Here is a 21,906-nt window from a genome sequence, read left to right on the forward strand (position 1 = left end):
AGCGGCTGTTGACCCCTGCTATCGTGACCTGCTAGCGCACTATCAAATCAAGGCCAATTTAGTCGTCCCCATTGTGGTGGAAGCGCGGCTTTGGGGATTGCTGCTCTGTCACCAATGTGATCATCCCCGCGACTGGCAAGATAGCGAAATTGAATTGATTAAGCAAATTTCAACCCAGTTGGCGATCGCCATTTTGCAAGCAGAACTGTATCAAAAAGCGCAAGCGGAAATTCAAGAGCGCAAAGCAATGGAAGCTCAACTCCTCTACCAAGCCCGCCATGACCACCTGACGCATTTACCCAACCGTTGGCTTTTTGAGGAATACTTGCGCACAACCCTCCGCCATGCCGCAGCACATCCCGACTATTGCTACGCTGTTCTCTGTTTAGACTTGGATCGCTTCAAGACCCTCAACGACTGTCTAGGATACTCGATTGGCGATTTGTTCCTGCAAGCATTTGCCAAGCGGCTCAGCGGTTGCGTCAGTCCTCAAGATGTGGTGGCCCGTTTAGGGGGGGATGAATTTGCCGTATTGCTCAACGACATTCAGGGCGTAGAACAGGCTCAAGTCATTGCCCAAAGCCTGCGGGAGCGCCTCAGTCACCCCTTTGAAATTGATCACTACACCCTCTACAGCACCGTGAGTATTGGCCTGGTGATGGGAGATGCCCATTACACCAGCAGTGAAGAACTCCTACGCGATGCCAACATGGCTATGTACCATGCCAAAACAAAGGGACACAATCGCATCGGTACGTTTAACCCAGCCCTGCTACAACAGGTGCGCGATCGCCTGTATTTAGAAGTGGAACTGCGGCAAGCCCTTGAACGGGGTGACTTTTTCTTGCACTACCAGCCAATTGTCAATCTCCGCAGTCAATCGCTGCGGGGGTTTGAGGCCCTACTCCGCTGGCAAAAGGGGGATACCCTCATTTCCCCTACAGTCTTTATTCCTCTTGCCGAAGAAACGGGACTAATTTTTGAACTCTCCCGCTGGGTTTTGCACAATGCCTGTGAGCAGTTGCAGCAGTGGCAGCAAAAGTACCCCAAACTCCAGTCCATGGGCTTTACAATGAGTGTTAATCTTTCTGCCAATCAATTTTCTTTGCCCACCCTTGTGGCTGAAATTCAACAAACTCTTGAGCATCGTCACTTGAGGGGGCAGTTTCTCAAGATCGAAATCACTGAAAGTGTGCTGATGCAGCACCTAGACTCTGCTTGCGAAATCCTTGCTGAGCTGAAGGAGATGGGCGTGCGCATTAACATTGATGACTTTGGCACCGGGTATTCCTCCCTGAGCTATTTGCGCAATCTCCCTCTGGATGGCATTAAAATTGATCGCTCCTTCATTTCCCAAATGGATCGCAGCCAAGAAGACCTAGAGCTGGTACACACAATTTTGGTTCTGGCGCGCAACCTGCACCTTGATTGCATTGCTGAGGGCATTGAAAACAAGACTCAACTGCAACTGTTGCGATCGCTCCGTTGTCCCTATGGCCAAGGCTATCTTTTTGCCCCGCCGCTGACCCCCGACAAGGCCGAGCTTTACCTCCAAGAGCACATCCTCTAAAGTACTTCAAATCAAGTTCAAGTTTAAGAAAACAAATCAAATTGTCATTCTTCTCATGCTCTGCAATCAAGTGATCAATCAAGGGGGGAAATTGTACTAATAGAGGGGTCTAATAGTATTAGTCTAGATTATAGATTCCATAATAAAATTAACTCCAGTTTATAGTATAGGCCTATATCTTTTTGGCGAGCTGGAGTGATAGGTTATTTTCAATCCAAATTTCGGTCTTTCGCCACCGCTAATTGGAAAACCCATCCCGGCCTATGAGTCTGGGAATCTGATTTTTTTGTCAACTATTTACTGTTCTCGGTATAGGTCACGCTATGTCTCAATTATCGCGTCGTCATTTTTTAATGACTGCCACTGCTACCGCCATGGGGGCGATCGCCCTCAAGGGATGTGCTCCCGCAGAAACTCCCCAAGGACAACAGCAGGGAGGGGGGACTACCACTACGAGTGCAGTGGAAACGGACACGATTAAATTAGGTTTTATGCCCATTGTGGAATCAGCCCCCTGATTATTGCCAAAGAAAAAGGCTTCTTTGCCAAGCATGGTCTCACCAATGCTGAAGTCTCCAAGCAGGCCAACTGGGCCAGTGGTCGGGACAATGTGGTGATTGGCTCCGCTGCCGGCGGGATTGATGGTGGTCAGTGGCAGATGCCCATGCCCTACTTGATCAGTGAAGGCATTATCACCCTCAACAATCAAAAAGTGCCAATGTACGTTTTGGCACAGTTAAATACCCAAGGGAATGGAATTGCCATCTCCGGCGCCAACAAGGGCAAGGGCTTACACCTCAAAATCGCTGATCCCGACTACATCAAAGCCTTTGCTGCCAATAACGGCCGCAAGTTCAAAGCCGCCTATACCTTTCCCCATGCCAACCAAGACCTGTGGATTCGCTACTGGTTTGCGGCCAATGGTATTAACCCTGATTCCGACATTGAACTCTTAGCCGTTCCTCCCGCTGAAACGGTTGCCGGTATGCGCAATGGTACGATGGATGCCTTCAGTACCGGTGATCCTTGGCCCTTTCGTATTGTCAGTGATGATATTGGCTTTATGGCTACCCTAACGGCACAGATGTGGCCCTACCACCCCGAAGAGTATCTAGCCGTGCGGGCTGACTGGGTCGATAAACACCCCAACGCCACCAAAGCCCTCTTGAAAGCGGTGATGGAAGCTCAGCAGTGGTGCGATGACAAGGCCAACCGCTCTGAACTCATTCAAATTTGTAGCCGCCGCGAGTATTTCAACGTTCCCGGCAACATCCTCACTCCTCCCTACGAAGGCACCTACACCATGGGGGATGGTCAACCAAATTTCAACGACTTTAACATAGGACCCCTGTACTGGCGCGATCCCAATGGCAACAGTATTTCCTACCCCTACAAGAGTCACGACCTCTGGTTCTTGACTGAAAACCTGCGCTGGGGCTTCAACGCCGATAAACTCAAGGACTTTGACAATATCAAGCAAATGATTGGTCGGGTCAACCGCAGCGATCTCTGGCAAGAGGCCGCCAAAGAGTTAGGGGTGCCAGCAGCTGAAATTCCCACCACCGACTCACGGGGTGTTGAGACCTTCTTTGATGGCATCAAGTTTGATCCCGATAACCCTCAAGCCTATCTGGACAGCCTCAAAATCAAGGTCAAGTCCTAGTCATTTCGTTGCTACTCAATAGGAGACTTCTATGGCTGTTGCATCTGTTCGCCGTAATGGCAATGCCAATCCCCTCCTGAAGTTTCTGCGCCAGCAGGGGGCGGATTTTTACCTACCGATTATTGGTGTGATTGGGTTTCTGGTGGTTTGGCAGATTCTCTCTTCGATCAAAATTCTCTCCCTCCCCGGTCCGATTCAAGTGTTTGCTGATGAGCGCAGTCGCTATCTGATCTTTCATCCCTTTTACTACAACAGCCCCCTTGATCAGGGGTTGGCACGACAAACCCTAATTAGCTTGACCCGCGTTGCCCAAGGCTATGGGTTGGCAGCCATTGTCGGAATCACTCTGGGGATTTTGGTAGGTACCAGTAAGGCTCTGAATAAGTCCCTCGACCCCATCTTTCAATTTCTGCGCATGGTGGCACCCTTAGCGTGGGTACCCATCTCCCTTGCGGCGTTGCGCCAAAATGAACCCGCCGCGATCTTTGTAATTTTCATTACCTCCATTTGGCCGATTCTCATCAATACTGCCGTGGGTGTACGGGAAATTCCCCAGGATTACAAAAATGTGTCGCGGGTGCTGCGGCTGTCAAAGAAAACGTTCTTTTTGAAAATTCTCTTGCCCTCGGCACTGCCCTACATTTTCACAGGCTTGCGGATTGCCATTGGCTTGGCATGGCTGGCGATTATTGCTGCTGAAATCGTCATGTCGGGGGTGGCGGGCATTGGCTTCTTCATTTGGGATGCCTACCAGCAAAACTACGTCACGGAAATTATTGTGGCGGTGGTCTATATCGGTGCTATTGGCCTGATTTTGGATCGCTTGGTGGGCTTCCTGCAAAGCAAGATTGCACCAGCAAATCGCTAGGAGGAAATCATGGGCGCTTTTGTGGCTTTGGATCAAGTGGAGAAGGTCTTTGACCTGACGAATGGGGGGCAGTATCTCGCCCTCAAAGGAATTGACCTGACAATTCAAAAGGGGGAGTTTATCTCGCTGATTGGTCACTCCGGCTGTGGCAAGTCCACGTTACTAAATATGATTGCCGGCTTAGACCTGCCCACCTCAGGGGTGGTGACGTTGGAGGGACAGCGGGTGCGCCAACCGGGGCCCGATCGCATGGTGGTCTTTCAAAACTACTCGCTGCTGCCGTGGCTTTCGGTACGCGAGAACATTGCCCTAGCGGTGGATGAAGTGCTCGATCACCTGACTCCGGCTGAACGGCGGCAAATTGTCGAGTCTCATATTGACCTCGTGGGGTTGCGCCCCCATGCCCACAAGCCACCCACAATGCTCTCTGGCGGCCAAAAACAACGGGTGGCGATCGCCCGTGCCCTTGCAATTCAGCCGAAGCTGCTGCTGCTAGATGAACCCTTTGGTGCCCTAGATGCCCTAACACGGGGCAATTTGCAGGAACAATTGATGAAGATCTGCGAAGCCCAGCAGGTGACGACGGTGATGGTCACCCATGATGTGGATGAGGCGGTGCTGCTCTCGGATCGGATTGTGATGCTCACCAATGGCCCCGGCTCCAAAATTGGCGGCATTCTTGAGGTAGATATTCCCCGTCCCCGGCAGCGGATGGCCGTTGTCGAACACCCCAGTTACTACAGTCTGCGCAGTGAGATCATCTATTTCCTCAACCAGCAAAAACGGGTGAAACAGTTGCAGGCACGTCGCAAACCGGCCATTGCCCGCCACGGTCTCGAAAAAACGAATCTGGAAATTGGCTTTGTGCCCTTGACCGCCTGCGCTCCCATTGCCGTTGCCTACGAAAAGGGGTTCTTTACCCACCATGGTCTAGAGGAAGTGTCCCTTGTGCGCGAGAGCAGTTGGCGGGGCATTGTGGATGGGATTGCCGCAGGCTATCTCGATGCCGCTCAGATGCCGGCAGGGATGCCCGTGTGGTTTACCTGTGGTGGTCATGAAGACCAGCCGCTTCCTGTGGTCAGTGCTCTGACCCTAAGCCGTAATGGCAATGGCATCACGCTGAAAAAGGAATTTGCTGAGCAGGGGATTCGTACCCTTGGTGACTTTCACCGCTACTTGCTGCAAACGCGCGATCGCCCCCACCGTTTTGGGATAGTGCATCCCTCGTCCATGCATAATCTCCTATTGCGCTACTGGCTGGCGGCAGCGGGCATTCACCCCGATCACGATGTCTATCTACAAACGATTCCACCGGCACAAATGGTTGCGGCTCTGCGCTCTGGCAGTATTGATGGCTACTGCGTAGGTGATCCTTGGAATCTGCGGGCGGCCAAAGAGGGGGTGGGCTTTACTATTGCCAGCGACATTGACATTTGGGCAGGGCATCCGGGGAAAGTGCTGGGTGTGCGCGAAGATTGGGCGACGGCCTATCCCAATACCCACATTGCCCTAGTCAAAGCCCTACTGGATGCCTGTCGTTACTGTGCCGACCCCGCTCACAGCGAGGAAATTAAGCAAATCCTCAGCCGCAAGGCCTACGTGGCCACCACCCCTGAGTACATAGAACTGGGGGTAGATCAAAATGGCGGGCCAGTACATCATCTGTTCTTTGGCGACGGCGTGAATCGTCCCAGCCGCACTGAGCACCTGTGGATGATGACCCAGCTTGCCCGTTGGGGCACTCTCCCCTTCCCTCGCAACTGGGTGGAAATTCTCGAACGGGTGTGTCGAGTGAGTGTCTTTAGTACAGCGGCCCGGGAGTTGGGACTCTTGGATATTAAGTATCGCACTGGACCAATCCAACTCTTTGACGGCACCACGTTTAATGCCGATGACCCCATTAGCTACCTCAATAGCCTAGAAATCAAACACGAGGTCTATATGGCAGAAATTCCTTTGAATTTGCCCTTGCCCCGTGCTGCTTAAGCCCAGATGTCAGACGATTGGAGTTACCCATGATTAGCCAAGGAAACCAAGCCATGACTACCCCTGCTGCTGTAGTTTCCGCTGAATCCTTTTTGCGCCTAGAGCAGGTGAGCAAAGTCTATCCCACCAAGAAAGGCCCCTTTACCGTGCTGACGGATATTACCCTCGATATTCAAGCGGGAGAGTTTATCTGTGTCATTGGTCACTCTGGCTGCGGCAAAACCACCTTACTCAATATGGTCTCAGGCTTTGTGCGTCCCACCACGGGAGAAGTGCGCCTCAAGGGTCAGCCTATCAAGGAGCCGGGACCCGATCGCATGGTGGTGTTTCAGAACTATGCCCTCTTGCCGTGGTTAACTGCTGCTGAGAATGTTTATCTTGCCGTGGATGCCGTCTGGCCAAAGAAATCCCGCCCGCAAAAGATGGCGATTGTCCGCGAACATTTGGCAATGGTGGGTCTAGCGGAGGCCGCAAATAGATATCCGGCACAGTTGTCAGGAGGGATGAAACAACGGGTGGCGATCGCTCGTGCCCTTGCGATTCGGCCAGAAATCCTGATTCTCGATGAACCCTTTGGCGCCCTCGATGCCATCACCAAGGAGGAACTGCAAGAGGAACTGCTCAGCATTTGGCAGAAACATCGCTGCACCGTGCTAATGATTACCCACGACATTGACGAGGCACTCTTTTTAGCTGATCGCCTAGTGATGATGACCAATGGGCCTGCTGCCAAAATTGGTGAAATCATGACAATTCCTTTCCCACGTCCGCGTGATCGCGAGCGTATCCTTGAAGATCCCACCTACTACCAACTGCGCAACGATGCCCTTGACTTTCTCTATCGTCGTTATCATCTTGACGAAGAAGCAGAGTAGCTGGTTAATGCTCTTTTCTGCCTTCATTGCAGAAGGGGAAAAACCAAAGTCCACAGGGTGTGCCCATCGGATTTAGGAGAGTGGCAGTGCTCTTGGATGTTTCAGATGGTCCGCTTATTTAGCCAAAACTGCATTATACTAATCGCACCCGCGCCCTCTTCAAAGAACTGAAACGCAATCTCGATCCTACTCGTAACCCAGAGGAAGCCTAGCCCATGGTTTAGGGAATGAGTTCTCAAGTGTGCATTTTGGAAGTTGAGTCCCTCAGTGTCCACTACGGGGGTATTTGCGCTCTGCGAGACGTGAGTTTGTCCATTGAAGCCGGAGAGTGCATTACCCTTGTGGGTGCCAATGGTGCCGGCAAAACCACCCTCCTGCGTGCCATCTCTAAACTCGTTCCCAGTGACGGTATCATTCGCTTTGCCGGTCAATCCATCGCACGGCGATCGCCCCACGAATTAGTAAGGTTAGGCATTGCCCATTGTCCAGAGGGGCGTCAGGTTCTTGCACGCCAAACCGTTCGCGACAATCTCCTTCTTGGTGCCTACTGCCGTCGAGATAAAGCACAGATTAAACAAGACCTCGAAGAGCAACTCAAGCGTTTTCCCAGACTGCGGGAACGACAACACCAACTGGCAGGAACCCTCAGTGGTGGTGAGCAACAAATGCTGGCGATCGCCCGTGCTCTGATGAGCCGTCCTCGCTTACTGCTCCTTGATGAACCCAGTTTAGGCTTAGCGCCCAATCTAGTACGAGAAATTTTTGCTATTTTGGCGCAACTGCGGGAACAGGGGATGACAATGCTACTGGTGGAGCAAAATGCTCACCTTGCCCTACAATTGGGCGATCGCGGTTATGTCCTTGAAGCGGGTCAAATGACCCTGAGCGGTAGTGCTGTGGATCTCCTAAATGATCCACGGGTTCAGCAAGCCTACCTTGGTTAATGCTATGATGAGAGCACTGGACGTGTAGCTCAGTGGATAGAGCATCAGATTCCGGTTCTGAGGGTCGGGGGTTCAAATCCCTCCACGTCCGTTCCTCAAGCCTCAGAATGATCAGAATGATGACTGAATCCGTTAGCCGTTCCGAGTTGAGCCAAGTCTTGGATGCGATCCAAGGAATGCAAAGCCATTTGCAGACAATGCAAGCTGCCATCCAAGGCATGGAGAAAAAGCTCGATATTCACATCGCCACTAGTAACGAGAAATTCCAAAGGCTTGAAGACAAGATTGATAGCACAGAGGCCAAACTGGAGCAGCGCATCAATGCCGTCGAAGCCAAACTTGAACAACAGATTAGCGCTGTAGAGACCAAACTGGAGCAGCGCGTCAATGCTGTCGAAGCCAAGCTGGAACAGCAGATTAATGCCGTAGAGGCAAAGCTAGAGCAGCGCATCAATGCCGTCGAAGCCAAGCTAGAACAGCAGATTAATGCTGTAGAGACCAACCTTGATCAACGGCTCAATTCCGCAGAGGCACAGTTAGGGCAGCGGATTGATACTGTAGAGTCCACTTTACAGGATATTTCTAAGCGACAGGCAGGCACAGATGCACGGCTGTGGGGATTCCTGGTGACGCTGTTGGTGGCTACCGTTGGATTACTGACTAAACTGCTCTTCTTTGATTTACCGCGTCCCTAGGTGGCGATCGCCCCTCTAGGGGTTACGCTACCTTAAAATTGGCTTTGTCTTTCTTAGCCCCTATGTTTCTCAACCTCAAAGACATCATTTTGCTATTGCATCCCATCTTGGCCTGCACCTTTGTCTTTCCCGTACTGGGGATCACTGCCTTCTTTGCCCTGCAGACGCGGCAGCGGCGCCTCAAAGGAACCACCACGATTCCTGCTACCGTGGGCAGTCTGCACGTGAGATTGGGCAATCTTTTGGCTGCTGGTGTGGTTGGCATCACATTGGTGGCCTTGGCCTACTCAGTGGTGTTTGGGTTTCAGGGCTTCTTGATGCAGGCGGAGAACAACACGCTGCAACCGCTCTCTGTTGTCCTAGTGGCGCTGATGTTTGTGGTGACTATTGCAGCAACGGTGCTTCTGTATCGCGCTCAATCCAAGCGATGGCGTGCTGTCTTTGCTACGCTCTCAGGGATGGGGGTAATCATTCTGGCCTTTCAGCCGGGGGTCTTTCGTCGTGATGATGAGTGGTGGGTTTCCCACTTTTACTTTGGCTTGGCGGCTGTGATGCTGATGATTTTTTCTGTGGCCATTGTGCGGGAGATTTACCAAGATCGATCGCTCACGTGGCGGCGGATTCATATTGGCTTGAATTCCCTTGCCCTTGTTCTTTTCCTTTTGCAGGGAATTACGGGTACCCGTGACCTTTTGGAGATTCCCCTGAGTTGGCAAGCACCCGTGGTCTATCAGTGCAACTTTGACTCGCGATCGCCCCAATTCAAGACCTGTCCCTAAAAGCGAGTCAGGATATACAGCAGTGTGAAGAGAATAATCCAGATGACATCCACAAAGTGCCAGTAGATTTCTGCCATGGTCACTCCCGTATGCTTCTGGGCGCTGTAGTGCCCCGGACGGCGCGATCGCCAAATCACCCCCAAAATCAGCAAAATACCCACAAAAACATGGAGGCCGTGGAAGCCTGTCATTACATAGAAGCAGTTGGCAAAGACATTCGTGCGCAGGCCGTAGCCAAGGGTGAGATACTCATAGACTTGGCCCCCTAGAAACACCGCCCCCATGGCTGCCGTGATCCAGTACCACTTGCGCATACTGCGCACATCATCCCTCTTGATGGCAACATCGCCGTAGTGGATGACAAAGCTACTGGAGAGGAGAAGGAGCGTGTTAATGGTGGGCACAAGAAGTTCCACCTCGGTGCCTTCAGGTGGCCATTGTGCATGCATGCCCCGCAGGAGCAAATAGGCGGCAAAGAGGCCGCCAAACATCAGGGATTCAGAAATGAGAAAAACTAGCAACCCTAAAACCCGAAAATCAGGGTGCTCATGGCCATGATCAGCAGTTATGGCGGTGGTCTGAGAATCAATCGTCCCTTGCATGGCGATCGCTCCTAGAATGTCCTACTCTTCCTCATTTTCATTCGTACTTCCCTTGCGCTGCTCAATGCCGTAGTCATAGGGACCTTTGGTGACCACGGGCAGCACTTCCCAGTTTTCAATGGGCGGCGGTGAACTAGTTGTCCACTCTAGGCTGAGACCACCCCAGGGATTGTCGCCCGCAATTTTACCCTTGTTCCAACTCCAGAGGACGTTAATCAAGAAAGGAATAATTGAGAAAGCCAAGACAAAAGCACCAATTGTGCAAATGAAATTAATTGGCTCAAATTGCGGATCGTACATTGCTACCCGCCGTGGCATCCCTTTCAGTCCCAACTCGTGCATCGGCAAAAAGGTCAGGTTGGTGCCAATGAAGGTGAGGACAAAGTGAAGAATTCCCAATCGCTCATCTAAAAGCCGCCCCGTGATTTTCGGAAACCAGTGGTAAATCCCGGCATAGAGACCAAATACCGATCCCCCAAAAAGCACGTAGTGAAAGTGGGCCACCACATAGTAGGTGTCGTGGACGTGAATATCCACGGGGGCAGTCCCTAAGGTGACACCGCTGAGACCCCCCAAGACAAACATGGATAGGAGGCCAATGGCAAAGAGCATGGCACTGTTGAGGCGAATTTTGCCCCCCCAGAGGGTGGCCACCCAACTAAAGATTTTCACGCCTGTGGGCACAGCCACAATCAGCGTCGAAATGGTAAAGAACATCCGCATCCAAGGGGGAGTGCCGCTGGTGAACATGTGGTGCACCCAAACAAAAAGCCCCACACAGCAGATGGCCAAACTGGAGTAGGCGATCGCCTGATAACCAAAGATCGGCTTACGGGCATGAACTGGAATCACCTCAGACATGATGCCAAAAATTGGCAGAATCATCAGGTACACTGCCGGATGGGAGTAAAACCAAAACAGGTGTTGATAAATGATGACATTTCCTCCCGCATCGGGCCTATAAAACGAGGTGCCAAAGTTAATGTCAAACAGCAGCAAAATCAGACCCACCGCCAGCACAGGTGTTGACACCAGCGCTAGAAGGGAGGTAGCCAGCATTGCCCAGCAAAAGAGGGGCAGTTGATTCCAGCGCATACTGGGCACCTTCATTTTCCAGATGGTAACGATGAAGTTCACCGCCCCCAAAATCGAGGAGGTGCCCACCAGGACAATCGCCAGAATCCACATACTCTGGGCAGTTGTCGCTGTAATCGTACTCAAGGGGGGATAGGCCGTCCAACCCGCTTGGGCACCCCCAAAGAGAAAACTGGCCAAAAGGAGCGCCCCCGCTGGCGGATTGAGCCAAAAGGCCAGGGCATTAAGGCGAGGGAAGGCCATGTCCCGTGCCCCTATCATCAAGGGCACCAAGTAGTTGCCAAAGCCCCCAATGGCTGCTGGCACAACCCAAAAGAAAATCATGATTGTGCCGTGGTTGGTCATGAAGGCATTGTAGAGATTGGGATTCAAAAAATCGGAATCAGCCGTTGCCAGCTCCGTGCGCATAGCCACCGCCATTAGGCCACCAATCAGGTAAAAGATAAAGGCAGTGACCAAGTATTGAATGCCGATGACCTTGTGATCCACATTGAAGGTGAAATAGTCATACCACTTCCACGCCTTGGGATGCCCAGGGAGTGACAGGGGGGTCTCTAGCGGCAGTTGTGCTTGCGCCATAACTCTCTCAAGAATACGACAGTAGGTAGAATGCTAAAGCTTGTCAGGAGAATGGTGGTGGGTCATTGCTTCCACCTGCGCCACCAATTGTGGGGTAACTCCTATTTCCTCGATATGGCGATCGCTCAGAGAGGAGATCACAGGAGCCGTTGCCGTTACTTGGTTTTGAGTGCGCCACGCTTCAAAATCCTCTGGGGTATGCACAATCACCTGCGTGCGCATGGCACCATGGTAGCCACCACACAGCTCCGCACAGATGACCGGATATGTCCCCACTTTGGTTGCCTTAAATCGCAATTCGGTGGGTACACCGGGAATTGCATCCTGCTTTAAGCGAAACTGGGGCACCCAAAAGGAATGGATGACATCGCGGGCAGAAAGGTTTAACTGCACATCCTTGCCCACCGGAATATGCAACTCCCCAGAGACAATGCCACTGTCGGGGTAAGTAAAAATCCATGCATATTGCATACCCGTCACATCCACCACGACGTCCGGAGCTTTGCCTTGAACATCGGGACTAGCCCCAATGCCAATTTCTGGAGTTGGCGCCGCTGCCAAGAGGGCAGTTGCATCACTGGTGGTTTTGGAGGGAGCCTCAGCAACCACTGCAACCGCTTGCTCAGGGGTATGCATTGTGTGCAGGGTGTGATCCCCCGGATTCAGCCCCCCCATCCGTTGAAAAATATCCACACTGTAGATACCAAGGAAAATCACAATGAGGGCGGGAATGGCAGTCCAGAAGACTTCTAGGGGTAAGTTTTCCTCAATGGGCAGGCCATCCCCCTCATCACCGGGGCGGCGGCGATAGCGAATCACAAAAAGAAGAATGGCACCCTGCACAACCAAAAAGAGGGCAGTACCAATTGTGAGCATAATGTTGAAGAAGTTGTCCACCAGGGGAGCTTGCTCAGAAGCTTGTTCCGGCAGAAGACCATGGTGCTGTCCAACCCAGAAACTAATCAGGGTTACAACAATGCCGGCGGTCAGTGTCCAGATTGGGGCGGGTATTTGTTCCATGGTGCCAAAGCGTCCAGAAAATCCCATCCCGATCCTAGGCAGATTCCCTAAGGATGTGGGTTAAAAGAATCTAAAGATTTATGTTGATTTATTGCTTATGCTGGAAGCAGATTGGGGCAGAATCCTCTGGTTTTGCGTTCTAAGCTAGGGATAGTTCACCAAACCTGACGGCTTTGCTGGAGGAAGACAAATGCTGAGTGTGCTGCCGGGGCTAGGCGTTTCGTTGGCCACTCTCCAGTACGCAATCCACAGAATAGATCAAACGCAGGTGTACATGGTGGCAGCTCCAATGGCAGATTATCGGGTGGTGATGACCGAACCCACCCCCAGTGGTGAGGACACTTACTTAGAGACGACAGCGGCTTTTGCGCGGCGCACGGGAGCTGTGGTAGCCATGAATACGAATTTTTTCCGTTGGTTGAATGCTCAATCCCTGCGTTCTTTTCAGGACTATCAAAAATGGATCATGGGGGAATTGGCGCCCGCTGGCATTGGCTACGCGGCACTGCGGCAGACTTGCTTAACGGGCCGAGGGCAGATTCCTGCAGGCGTTCTCGGAGCTTACATTGTGAATGGCCGTGGGGTGCGCCCCTACGAGGGTGGCTATGCAGCAATGGTGCACTTTCCTGCCCAAGGGGGAGTCGAGTTTTATCGCGGCAAGTTGCCAGAGCAGCCGTTTAATTTGGTGAGTGGCTCGCAGCAGTTGTTAGAGGCAGGCAAGAAACTGCCCGTGGATGGGAGCGATCGCACGTCTCCCAAGGCGATTCTCGGCAAGCGCGGTAATGAGTATATTTTTGTGGTTAGCGATGGGCGGGGCAATGGTGGTTCAAAGGGGGTGTCCTTTCCGCAGCTTCAAACCTTTTTGCTAGAGCAGGGGGTGACGGATGCCACTGCTGTGGATGGGGGAGAATCGGCAACCTTGGTAGTGAAAGGGGAAGTGAAAAATCATCCCCGCGATCGCTATTGCGAACTGGCGCGTTGGATCCCTGCTCCCACCCTCACATTTCTAAATCCTGAAGAGGAAGCGCGTGAAGCGGCCATGGCCATGGGGCGATCGCTCAGACCCGTGGGTGCCAACCTTGGCTTAGTGCCCCGGCATTCTCCCCAAGCAGGCCTTCCATTTGCTTTCTGGCAGAATATCCGAGAACGGTTGATCGCGCGGCTACGGGCTTGGCGCGATGCAGTGTGGCGCCATTCAGTCTAGTCGTTGCCTTCCTTAGCAGCAAGGCCGAGTTTTGTTAAAATTCTAGTGTTCACTTTGACCTGCAAAAAACAGCCATGATTCACGCTGCATACCCTCTACTATTAACGATTACCCCTTCCCTCAAGGGCTTCTTTATTGGTTTGGTTTCAGGAGCCGTCGTTTTAGGTCTCACCTTTATTGCTCTCATTGCTATTAGCCAAATTGATAAAGTGCAGCGTTCTTCTTAGGCCCTAGGCCAACGAGTAGATTTGCCAATTGCCGTTAGAATAGGGTCATGGCCCCAGGGCTATGGCTTCTCCTTCTATGTTGCCCCTTCAGTCAATGGGTTAAATGACTTATCTTTTCTTTTCCCCTCTCCTTGGTCAAATTGTTAATGTCGGACTAGGACCTGCTGGCATCTTGGGGATTGCTCTAGCGGTAGCAGGTGCCCTCCTCTATTTTCTGCGCTCGATTCAGCCAGAGCTGGCGCGGGATCACGATATTTTCTTTGCGGCAGTGGCTCTCCTGTGCGGTGGGATTCTCTTTTTTCAAGGGTGGCGTCTGGATCCCATTCTTCTCTTTGGCCAGTTTCTGCTCACGGGCACGGCTGCATTTTTTGCTTACGAAAGTATTCGTTTGCGGCGCGTAGCCACAGAACAGGCGCGGCGGAATACCCCCATTGTGGATGAAGAGCGCCCCGTCAGCCGCAGCTACACCTATCGTGCAGAAATAGAGGAACTTGAACCCTACGAGGACGAGGAAGAAGAGGAGGAGGACTATCCACCGCTGCGGCGCATTCGGGGTAGCCGTGATGTCTCGCGATCGCGCTATGAAGACGAGGATGTGGGGGATACTCCCCCAGTAGGACGTTTACCCTCGCGGCGCAGTACGCCGCCCGGAACTGAACCTCCCAGCCGTCCCAGTGTCCGTCGTCCCCCCTCCCGTCGTCCTCGACCGACCACACCGGCCGCAGAGGAGATTGTGGATGAACCCTATCGCCCGCCGACACCAACGCCCCGCCCCACCCGCCGTCCCCCACCGCCTACGACAGAAACAGCAACAGTGAGCGATCGCCCGCTGCGTCGCCGCCCTCCCCGTCCGCGCCCGGAAAACACCACCGATGGCAGTGAATATGTGCCCTATCAACCGTTGGATCGTCCCCCCACTGACGAGCAGGATAACTCCGCCAACTTTGATGATCATGAATAGACCCTAACAGCAAAGGCAATTCACAATGCGGCGATACGTTCTGGTTTCGATTCTGGGTTTAGCAGTGACCTGTGGCGGCATCCCGCAGTGGACTTGGGCTGCGCCCCTAGGGCAGGCAACTTCTGTTCCGCTGCCGAAATCTGTACAAGCGGTAATCAGTGGTTTGGATGCGGCGGCCAGTCAAAAGGACTTAGAGGGGGTGTTGACCTTCTATGATCCTGACTTCAAAACTGCCGACGGCTTGACCCTTGAGATATTGCGCAAACGGTTGCCCATCTTTTGGCAGCCCTACCGCGATATTCGCTATCGGACGACGGTGAATCGTTGGCAACAGCAGGGCAATGACTGGATTTTAGAGATTAGCACCACGATTGAAGGGACGGGGGGCACCAGCGATCGCCCACAACGGATGCGCGGCAGCCTCCAAGCCACTCAAGTCGTCCGCAACGGCAAAATTGTCCGCCAAGACATTACCCAAGAAAAAACCACGATCACCATTGGTGCCACACCCCCCACCGTGGAATTCTCGCTTCCCCAAACGGTGCGCCCCGGTGAAGAGTTTAGTTTAGATGCGATTGTTCAAGAACCCATTGGCAACGCAATTCTCCTTGGTGCTGCCAGTGATCAACCCATCAATACTCAAACCTACGCCAATCCCAGCCCCGTGAAATTAGAACTTCTCTCTGCGGGTGGCATTTTTAAGGTGGGACGTGCCCCCCAACAGCCCGGTAACCGCTGGGTCTCGGTGGCCTTAATTCGGGATACCGGCATAGTCTTGATTACGCAGCGACTACGGGTGAAAAAAACATGAGTGAGGCACAGACACCCTCCCTAGAGGAATCTGTTACGGAAAGCACTGAAGAGGGGGATGAGGTTGAATCAGCCGAAATACCTATCAATGGTCTTGTTCTAGAACATTGTGAAGGACGCTGCCGATTCATATTGCCTGCTGACCTCGATTGGATTGACCTGTGGCCACAACTACAAGTGTATCTCGCAGGTCAAGAACATCTTTGGTCAGAAACCTTACCCGTGGACTGTGTCTGTGGGCAGCGGCTTTTAGATCAATCCCAGCTGCAACAGTTGGCAGACGCTCTTAGTGAGCATCAGTTGCGACTGGACAAAATTATTACTGAACGCCGCCAGACGGCGATCGCTGCTGCCACCCTTGGTTACAGTGTCCAACAAAGGGAACTGCCTCCGCTACTTGTAAAAGAAGCCGATAGGGAGGCCAACGCAGCAGCTAACCCCCTTTACTTGAAAACAACCCTGCGCTCTGGCATGGAAATTCGCCACGAGGCCAGTGTAGTCATTGTCGGCGATGTCAATGCGGGCGCCAGCGTTATTGCTGCAGGGGATATTATTGTTTGGGGCCGGTTGCGGGGTGTGGCTCACGCCGGCGCTAAGGGCAACTTAGGGGCCCGAATTATGACCCTAGAAATGGCGGCCACACAGTTGCGGATTGCTAATTTTGTCGCGCGTACTCCCGATCCCCCCAAGCCTCCCTATCCAGAGGTGGCCTATGCCACGCCGCAGGGCATTCAGATTGCCCCAGCCGATGCTTGGGCAGGTTCTCTCGCCGTATCCGAAGCACCTTAAGATAATCTATTTTAGTAAGCCAATTCCTAGGGAGTTCAATGGGGCGCACGATTGTCATTACCTCGGGTAAAGGGGGTGTGGGGAAAACAACCGCCAGTGCCAATATTGGTGTCGCTTTGGCAAAGTTGGGGCGATCGGTGGTGCTCATTGATGCGGACTTCGGCTTGCGCAACCTTGACCTATTGCTTGGCTTGGAAAATCGGGTTGTTTACACTGCGATTGATGTGCTGACCGGGCAGTGTCGCTTGGATCAGGCCCTTGTGCGCGATAAGCGTCTAAATAAATTGGTGTTACTACCAGCCGCCCAAAACCGCAATAAAGATGCCATCACGCCGGAGCAAATGCGGCAGTTGGCCTCAGCCCTAAGTAAACACTACGATTATGTGCTCATTGATTGTCCAGCGGGAATTGAGGCAGGGTTTCGCAACGCCATTGCCCCAGCTCAGGAGGCGTTGGTAGTGACAACGCCGGAAATCGCCGCAGTACGGGATGCCGATCGCGTGATTGGCCTTCTGGAGGCCTACCGCATTCGCAACAGCCATCTGATCTTAAATCGCCTACGCCCCGCAATGGTTGCAGCCAACGACATGATGTCTGTCGAGGATGTCCAAGAAATTCTTTCAATTCCGCTCATTGGGATTGTTCCTGAGGATGAGAAGGTGATTGTTTCCACCAACAAGGGGGAGCCGCTGGTTTTGGCCGAGTCTCCATCTTTGGCTGGGCGAGCCTTTATGAACATTGCCCGCCGCCTGGAGGGGGAAAAAGTTGAGTTTCTTGACTTAGAGGCGGCAAGCGGTGGGTTATTTAGTCGCATTCGACGCTTGTTTGGGGCAAAGGGATGATCAGTGAACTTCTGGAGCGGCTGTTTACCCGCACTCCCCCCAGTCGCACCACTGCCAAAGAGCGCTTGAAGCTTGTCTTGGCGCACGATCGCACAGCGCTGACACCTGAAATTTTAGATAATCTACGGCGCGATATTTTAGAGGTGGTCTCCCGCTATGTGGAGCTAGAAACGGAGGGACTAGCGGTTTCCCTAGAATCGGATCAGCGGACAACAGCCTTGATTGCCAATTTGCCGATTAAACGGCTCAAGCTGTCCCCGACGGAGGCGCCGCCACCAGAGAATTCCCCATCCAACAGCGAGGCAGGAGAAAGTTGAGTACCGTTGCCGTGGTATTGGCAGCGATCGCCAGCGCTGCAATTGTTGCCCAAGCCCCTTGGGCAGCTATTTTAGTGGCTCGCCTAGGGGCAGGTTGGCGACGTCCTGCTCCCTTGACCCCCCAGCCCTCTCGCCCGGAGAACTTAGCTAAAGTCTCCATCATTGTCCCCACCCTCAATGAGGCACGGCGGTTGCAACCCTGCCTAGAGGGGCTAATGCGCCAAGGCTACGAGGTGCGGGAAATTCTGGTTGTGGATAGTCACTCCCAAGATGGCACAGCCGAGATCGTGCGGGCAGCCCAGGATCGAGAACCTCGCCTTCGTCTTGAATTTGATCCCCCCTTGCCCCCTAGTTGGGTAGGGCGACCCTGGGCATTGCAGACGGGGTTTTGTCGCGCCCATCCGCAGAGTGAGTGGATTTTGGGGATTGATGCCGATACGCAACCGCAACCTGGCCTTGTGGCGAGTCTCCTGGAGACTGCCCAGCGGGAGGAATTGGATCTCATTTCCCTCTCACCCCGCTTTGTCCTCAAAACAGGGGGGGAATGGTGGCTGCAACCGGCGTTGCTTTTAACATTGATCTATCGTTTTGGTGCAGCTCGCAGCGTGGAAACTCAGCCGGAGCGGATCCTAGCCAATGGTCAGTGCCTGCTCATTCGGCGATCGCGCCTTGAGGCAATGGGGGGCTACCAAGTGGCTGCTTCCTCCTTTTGTGATGATGTGACATTGGTGCGGGCGGCAGCGGCGGCAGGTGCCCGGGTGGCTTTTCGCGATGGGTCAAAGGTGCTTAAGGTGCGAATGTATGAAGGGATAGCAGAAACCTGGCGAGAGTGGGGGCGATCGCTTGACCTCAAGGACGCCACCCCAGCGGCACAGGTTTGGGGCGATGTCTATTTTCTCTGGGCAGTGCAGGGACTCCCCTTGCCCCTCTTTGGTCTAGGGCTGATTGCCCTAGCAGTCACTTCTCCCACCCTCCCGCTAGAGATGGCAACATTCCTCAATGGCTTGCTGGTGCTAATTCGCTGGGGCATGACCCTAGCGATCGCCCCCGCCTACGATTGGCAAACAGGTCAAGGGCGCTGGCTCTTTTGGCTTTCCCCCCTTGCGGATCCTCTAGCGGCTCTGCGGATTACCCTCTCCTGTTGCCAGCGTCCTAAGCAGTGGCGGGGACGGACCTATCCTGCCAAAACTCAACCTTTGGTTTAGATAGAGATACTACAGCCTTTACTCAATCCTTGGTCTCAACGTGAAAACGCCACTTTTAACGGCTGCCCAAGCAGCCCTGACATCCACCTTTGCGGAAATTGATGGCCGTGTCAAAGAAAATTTAGATCGGGTGCTTAGCGCCTTCCGTCGGCAGCGGCTGGGGGTGCACCACTTTAGTAGCATGACCGGCTATGGCCACGGGGATCTGGGGCGCGAGGTGCTCGATTGCGTTTTTGCAGAGGTGATGGGGGCAGAGGCTGCCCTAGTGCGGGTGCAATTTGTCTCTGGTACCCACGCGATCGCCACGGCCCTCTTTGGCGTGCTTCGCCCCGGCGATGAATTGGTTTCCCTGACCGGTTCTCCCTACGACACCCTAGAAGAGGTGATTGGCCTGCGGGGTCACGGCCAAGGCTCCCTCAAGGAGTTTGGCATTCACTATCGCGAGATTCCCCTCCTAAAGAATGGCGAACCCGATTGGGGGGCGATCGCCACCTGTGTCGAGCCGCAGACTCGCATGGTGCTGATTCAACGCTCCTGTGGCTATACTTGGCGCCCCAGCCTTAGCCTTGAGGACATTGGCAAAATGGTCCAACTGATTAAGGGGCAGAACCCCAATGTGGTCTGTTTTGTGGATAATTGCTATGGCGAATTTGTCGAGACCCAAGAACCCCCCCATGTGGGCGCCGATTTAGTTGCAGGCTCCCTGATTAAAAATCCCGGCGGCACCATTGCCACGGCGGGGGGCTATTTAGCGGGACGCGCCGATCTCATTGAGCAAGCCAGTTACCGGCTGACGGCACCGGGAATTGGCCATGCAGGGGGAGCCACGTTTGATCAACACCGTCTGCTCTTTCAAGGACTGTTCTTAGCGCCGCAGATGGTCGGCGAAGCCCTCAAGTGTGCCCATCTTTTAGCCTATGTTTTCGATCAATTGGGCTATCCTGTCAACCCCGCCCCCCTCGCCCGCCGCCGCGATGTCATTCAGGCCATTCAATTGGGCAGTCCAGAGAAGCTCATTGCCTTTTGCCGCACGTTGCAGCGCTACTCGCCGGTAGGCTCTTACTTAGACCCAGTGCCCGCGCCAATGCCCGGCTATGCCGATAATCTGGTAATGGCTGGGGGCACATTTATTGATGGCAGTACGTCGGAACTGTCTGCCGATGGCCCCTTGCGTCCGCCCTATATTGTCTTTTGCCAGGGGGGGACTCACTGGACTCACATGGCCTTGATTTTAGAGGCTCTTTTAGAAGATCAGGCGTTTTGAGGCCAGCCATAGGCTTGGGCAACCACTTCCCCTTGGCACAAAATGCTCTGCTCAAAGGCTTCCTGCCCCGTGGGGCACGTCGCTTAAGTGGTCTGGGGTGGCTGTGCCCCCATCTGCTGGCGGTAGGGGGCATCTTCTAGAAGCGGGGTAATGGTGGCTGCCCAATCTTGGAGGTCGCGACTGTAAACCACGATCCCATCCTCCCCTGAAGCTTGCACAGAAGCTTGCACATATTTACGTCCGCCTCAAACCCAGAAATGACGACGGGTAACCCCGCTGCCCGTGTCTCCACCACCACATTGGGCCAGTTTCCAACTCTGAGGGAAAGGCAAACAGATCACTGCTGGCATAAATTGCCGCCAATGGTTCTTGATCCCCCTTCCCTGGGAGAGTGACGCGATCGCCCGAAAGTTTCTTGACAATTGCAGCCTGTTTAGGACATGGAACGCCTTCCCTGGGTTCACTAGCGCTTGAGCTGCCTGCGTCAACAGAAGCACATTTTTACTGGCATCCACCCGACCGACAAAAAGAATGACCGGCACTGCTGGTAGGCAATACTCTTCCCGCAGCCATTGGAGATTGCGAAGGCGAGGATGAAAGCGATCGCGACCAATCCCCCGCTGAAACCACACCACCCGCTCAGGAGGCAAAAACCTGAGGAGCCAATCCGCGATCGCTCGCCCGCATAAGGTCTGCCAATTTGCGTTCGGCGCGGCAACCAAGCCACTGATCCCCTTGTTATTTCTCCAGCTATAGCCAGCGCCAAAAGTCTCGCCCCCAACTGCGGCCACTCATGGGCCAAAGAATTTCCCGTGAATAGGTGCGGGTCAGCAACGGCAAATCAGTGTCAATAGTGCTGCAATGCGCAATGCAAGGGAGCCACGTCGGTCATGCCCGCCCCTTGGCACATCATTTCCAGTGAATGCGTGCTGAACTGCGGTGGTAGCAATTGGTAGCGAACATTGGCCGCCACCTCTAGGGTTTGCCGTTTTTCACCAAGGAAATAAATTGTTAAGTCAACGCGGTCTGGGTAGTGGCTAGCGGCTTCCGCAAAGCGTTCCCACCATTTGACCTCTCGCCCAGCAGTGGGTTGCCGTTCAAGGCAAATAAAGACAGCAACAGATAGCGGCTGGGGCAAACCAAACTCGTAAAGGCTCCGCTGATAAGCGGCTTCCCAATCCTGTTACCAGAGAGGGAGGCGGCATTCTCGCCTACTGCCGGGAACTTTTGCCTTTGCAGCAACCCAGGTCATTTCTGCCTGGGGGTTTTGGGTTGAAGTGGTTCATGCCAACTTCTCGCCTGTTCCCTACGTTTATAAATCGGGTAATGTCAGGACTTACAGGTTCAGTTGTACCTTGCCAAGCAGGCCTTATATCTGCCCGGATCCCCAGAAGTCTTTCCGGCGGGCAATAGTGCCATACTTGGCTAGAAAAACCATATCATATTCGCCGCTAACTAGGGAATGACGCTTCCCCTTCATTCGTAGGATGCGCGGCGGCATTGCTCAAGCTTGCATTCTGATAAATTTAAAAATAAAGATTACCTAAAATTTTTAATAAATAAACTAAAATTTTTAATAAATAAAAATAAATAAAGATTACCTAAAAAATA

Annotated in this window: 21 protein-coding genes, 1 tRNA gene and 1 pseudogene; 18 read left to right on the forward strand and 5 right to left on the reverse strand. The window is 53.2% G+C overall.

All coding sequences use genetic code 11. The annotated features are described in order from the left end of the window. The 9 genes and pseudogenes from Q0683_RS03410 to Q0683_RS03450 all read left to right on the forward strand — a co-directional run. Positions 1-1,570: bifunctional diguanylate cyclase/phosphodiesterase (locus Q0683_RS03410; protein ID WP_298976300.1), on the forward strand; the 1,570-nt coding region annotated here is incomplete at its 5' end. 323 nt (positions 1,571-1,893) lie between these two features. Then, positions 1,894-3,233, forward strand: a pseudogene (locus Q0683_RS03415) (CmpA/NrtA family ABC transporter substrate-binding protein). A 31-nt stretch (positions 3,234-3,264) separates the two neighbouring features. After that, a complete protein-coding gene (gene ntrB / locus Q0683_RS03420) occupies positions 3,265-4,101 on the forward strand; it encodes a nitrate ABC transporter permease (protein ID WP_298614659.1) in 837 nt (278 codons plus the stop codon). Between the two features lie 9 nt (positions 4,102-4,110). Next, complete coding sequence (locus Q0683_RS03425) at positions 4,111-6,087, forward strand: nitrate ABC transporter ATP-binding protein (protein WP_298976302.1); 1,977 nt, start codon at positions 4,111-4,113, stop codon at positions 6,085-6,087. 29 nt (positions 6,088-6,116) lie between these two features. Further along, on the forward strand, positions 6,117-6,962 hold the full coding sequence (locus Q0683_RS03430) for a nitrate ABC transporter ATP-binding protein (RefSeq protein ID WP_298614651.1): 846 nt from the start codon (positions 6,117-6,119) through the stop codon (positions 6,960-6,962). Between the two features lie 227 nt (positions 6,963-7,189). Beyond that, on the forward strand, positions 7,190-7,906 hold the full coding sequence (locus Q0683_RS03435; protein ID WP_298614649.1) for an ABC transporter ATP-binding protein: 717 nt from the start codon (positions 7,190-7,192) through the stop codon (positions 7,904-7,906). 18 nt (positions 7,907-7,924) lie between these two features. Further along, positions 7,925-7,997: transfer RNA gene (locus Q0683_RS03440), tRNA-Arg, on the forward strand. A gap of 25 nt (positions 7,998-8,022) precedes the next feature. Beyond that, positions 8,023-8,601, forward strand: a complete 579-nt coding sequence (locus tag Q0683_RS03445; protein WP_298614647.1) for a hypothetical protein — start codon at positions 8,023-8,025, stop codon at positions 8,599-8,601. Positions 8,602-8,663: 62 nt separating this feature from the next. Further along, a complete protein-coding gene (locus Q0683_RS03450) occupies positions 8,664-9,380 on the forward strand; it encodes a DUF4079 domain-containing protein (RefSeq protein ID WP_298976306.1) in 717 nt (238 codons plus the stop codon). On the opposite strand, the gene Q0683_RS03455 is transcribed toward Q0683_RS03450, so the two are convergent. The 3 genes from Q0683_RS03455 to Q0683_RS03465 are packed head-to-tail and all read right to left on the reverse strand — an operon-like array spanning position 9,377 to position 12,676. Continuing rightward, entirely contained in the window at positions 9,377-9,982 is a 606-nt protein-coding gene (locus Q0683_RS03455) for a heme-copper oxidase subunit III (protein WP_298614641.1), read from the reverse strand. The two genes, Q0683_RS03450 and Q0683_RS03455, sit on opposite strands and share 4 nt — an antisense overlap. Positions 9,983-10,003: 21 nt before the next feature. Further along, positions 10,004-11,656, reverse strand: a complete 1,653-nt coding sequence (gene ctaD, locus Q0683_RS03460; protein ID WP_298614639.1) for a cytochrome c oxidase subunit I — start codon at positions 11,654-11,656, stop codon at positions 10,004-10,006. A 33-nt stretch (positions 11,657-11,689) separates the two neighbouring features. Next, entirely contained in the window at positions 11,690-12,676 is a 987-nt protein-coding gene (locus tag Q0683_RS03465) for a cytochrome c oxidase subunit II (protein ID WP_366142723.1), read from the reverse strand. A gap of 190 nt (positions 12,677-12,866) precedes the next feature. On the opposite strand from Q0683_RS03465, the gene Q0683_RS03470 reads away from it, so the two are divergent. The 9 genes from Q0683_RS03470 (at position 12,867) to Q0683_RS03510 (ending at position 20,295) form a co-directional block, all read left to right on the forward strand. Further along, positions 12,867-13,880 (forward strand): phosphodiester glycosidase family protein, encoded by a 1,014-nt coding sequence (locus tag Q0683_RS03470; protein WP_298614634.1) that lies wholly within the window; start codon positions 12,867-12,869, stop codon positions 13,878-13,880. Positions 13,881-13,954: 74 nt separating this feature from the next. Beyond that, positions 13,955-14,107 (forward strand): photosystem II reaction center X protein, encoded by a 153-nt coding sequence (locus Q0683_RS03475; protein WP_298614632.1) that lies wholly within the window; start codon positions 13,955-13,957, stop codon positions 14,105-14,107. 103 nt (positions 14,108-14,210) lie between these two features. Further along, a complete protein-coding gene (locus Q0683_RS03480) occupies positions 14,211-15,068 on the forward strand; it encodes a Ycf66 family protein (RefSeq protein WP_298976311.1) in 858 nt (285 codons plus the stop codon). Between the two features lie 25 nt (positions 15,069-15,093). Continuing rightward, positions 15,094-15,879 carry a nuclear transport factor 2 family protein gene (locus tag Q0683_RS03485; RefSeq protein WP_298614628.1) on the forward strand — a complete coding sequence of 262 codons (786 nt, stop codon included), beginning with the start codon at positions 15,094-15,096 and terminating at the stop codon, positions 15,877-15,879. Then, positions 15,876-16,667, forward strand: a complete 792-nt coding sequence (gene minC / locus Q0683_RS03490; RefSeq protein WP_298976313.1) for a septum site-determining protein MinC — start codon at positions 15,876-15,878, stop codon at positions 16,665-16,667. Before Q0683_RS03485 ends, minC begins: the two co-directional genes overlap by 4 nt. A gap of 38 nt (positions 16,668-16,705) precedes the next feature. Beyond that, a complete protein-coding gene (gene minD / locus Q0683_RS03495) occupies positions 16,706-17,509 on the forward strand; it encodes a septum site-determining protein MinD (RefSeq protein WP_298614623.1) in 804 nt (267 codons plus the stop codon). Next, positions 17,506-17,826, forward strand: coding sequence for a cell division topological specificity factor MinE (gene minE / locus Q0683_RS03500; RefSeq protein ID WP_298614621.1), 321 nt, complete (start codon positions 17,506-17,508; stop codon positions 17,824-17,826). The genes minD and minE overlap by 4 nt, the downstream gene beginning before the upstream one ends. Continuing rightward, entirely contained in the window at positions 17,823-19,031 is a 1,209-nt protein-coding gene (gene cruG / locus Q0683_RS03505; protein ID WP_298976315.1) for a 2'-O-glycosyltransferase CruG, read from the forward strand. Before minE ends, cruG begins: the two co-directional genes overlap by 4 nt. Positions 19,032-19,071: 40 nt before the next feature. Further along, complete coding sequence (locus Q0683_RS03510; RefSeq protein WP_298976317.1) at positions 19,072-20,295, forward strand: methionine gamma-lyase family protein; 1,224 nt, start codon at positions 19,072-19,074, stop codon at positions 20,293-20,295. 245 nt (positions 20,296-20,540) lie between these two features. On the opposite strand, the gene Q0683_RS03515 is transcribed toward Q0683_RS03510, so the two are convergent. Then, positions 20,541-21,017: a hypothetical protein gene (locus Q0683_RS03515; RefSeq protein ID WP_298976319.1), complete on the reverse strand. Its 477-nt coding sequence runs from the start codon at positions 21,015-21,017 to the stop codon at positions 20,541-20,543. A gap of 125 nt (positions 21,018-21,142) precedes the next feature. Further along, positions 21,143-21,433, reverse strand: coding sequence for a hypothetical protein (locus Q0683_RS03520; protein ID WP_298614611.1), 291 nt, complete (start codon positions 21,431-21,433; stop codon positions 21,143-21,145). Positions 21,434-21,906: the final 473 nt, after the last annotated feature.

Source organism: uncultured Thermosynechococcus sp., assembly GCF_938074695.1.
In the GTDB taxonomy this organism is placed as follows: Bacteria; Cyanobacteriota; Cyanobacteriia; order Thermosynechococcales; family Thermosynechococcaceae; genus Thermosynechococcus.